The 1443-nt window shown below is 68.7% G+C and carries 1 protein-coding gene and 1 pseudogene; one reads left to right on the top strand and one right to left on the bottom strand.

Annotated features, from left to right (window positions below):
- Positions 1-420 (bottom strand): annotated as a pseudogene (locus DYI42_RS23855) (hypothetical protein); the annotation flags it as partial.
- 54 nt (positions 421-474) lie between these two features.
- Between DYI42_RS23855 and DYI42_RS23860 the strand changes: the two are divergent.
- Positions 475-1383, top strand: a complete 909-nt coding sequence (locus DYI42_RS23860) for an MBL fold metallo-hydrolase (RefSeq protein ID WP_213549616.1) — start codon at positions 475-477, stop codon at positions 1381-1383.
- Positions 1384-1443: the final 60 nt, after the last annotated feature.

Below are 1443 nucleotides of genomic sequence, written 5' to 3' on the forward strand. Positions count from 1 at the left end.
GAGGTGTATAAGAGACAGGGGGCCGGAGGCGGCGGTGCGGTAGGCGGGGAGTTCGGCCAGCAGATAGTCGCGGGCGAGGTTGGTGGAGCCGTCATCGCCGCGCTGGAAGCTTTCCATCTCCTGGAAGGCGATGATGTCGGCGTCAATTTCGCGCAGGGCCTCGGCCATGGGCGCCTTCCGGCGCTCCCAGTCGGCGACGGACCAGGCGCCCTCGGGGCGGTTCAGCACGATGTAGTGGACGTTATAGGTGGCGACGCGCAGCGTGCCCTCGGGGCGGGGCGGCACCGGTGTGCTGCCGGAGTTGGCGACGTGCAGGGCGCAGGCCAACAGGGGAAGGGCGAGCAGGATGAGGGCGAAGATCTGGAGGGCGCGGCGCATGGGCGGAGAGTAGCGGGCGGGCGCGGCACGTCCATCTTTCATTGCCCGCACGGCGCCGATCCGTCATATTCAGATAAATAGATATGGGAGGAACATATGCGAATTTCACGACGCGGATTCGTGGCGGGTGCGGCAGCCGGTGTGGTGGCAGGCGCGGGCCTGCCGTGGCGGGCGATGGCGGAGATGACAATGGGCGAGGCGCGGCTAACGGTGGTCAGCGACGGCAACCTGATGCTGCCCGGCTCCTTCATCTTCGAGGGGCTGCCTGCGGCGGAGGTGGCGGCCATCGTGGAGCCGCTGGGCGTGTCGACCGAGTCGCTGGAGCCGCCTTGCAACGTGACGCTGCTGCGGCTGGGCGACCGGGTGGTGTTGTTCGACGTGGGCGCGGGGCCGGACTTCATGCCCTCGGCGGGGGAGCTGGCGGGGAATCTGGAGGCCGCCGGCGTGACGCCGGCGGAGGTGACGGATGTGATCTTCACCCATGCGCACCCGGATCACATCTGGGGCCTGCTCGACGATTTCGACGAGCCGCTGTTTCCGGATGCGAGGTACATGATGGGCCGGGGCGAGTGGGACTATTGGTGGAACCCGGAGACGGTGGACACAATCGGCGCCGAGCGGCAGGCCTTCGCGGTGGGCGCGAAGCGGCGGATGGAGGCGATCGAGGACCGGGTTGAGTTCTTCGACGATGCCGACGAGGTGCTGCCGGGCGTGGCGGCGGTGGCCTGCGTTGGGCACACGCCGGGGCACATGGGCTTCGAGATCCGGCAGGGCAGCGAGAGCGTGATGGTGGTGGGCGATGCGATTGGCAACCACCACGTGGCCTTCGCGCGGCCCGGCTGGGCGGTGAACTCGGACCAGGCGCCGGAGGTTGGGGCCGCAACGCGGGTGGCGCTGATGGATCGGCTGGCGTCGGAGCAGATGGTGATGGTGGGCTTCCATCTGCCCGGCGGGATTGGCAGAGCGGAGAAGGCTGGTGAGGGGTATCGCTGGGTGGCGATGTAGGAGTGGGGGCCAGCCCCGACACCACGACCTTCAGTGGGGGGCCAGCCCCCCACTGAAGGT

This window comes from Vannielia litorea (assembly GCF_018424695.1).
Taxonomy (GTDB): domain Bacteria; phylum Pseudomonadota; class Alphaproteobacteria; order Rhodobacterales; family Rhodobacteraceae; genus Vannielia; species Vannielia litorea_A.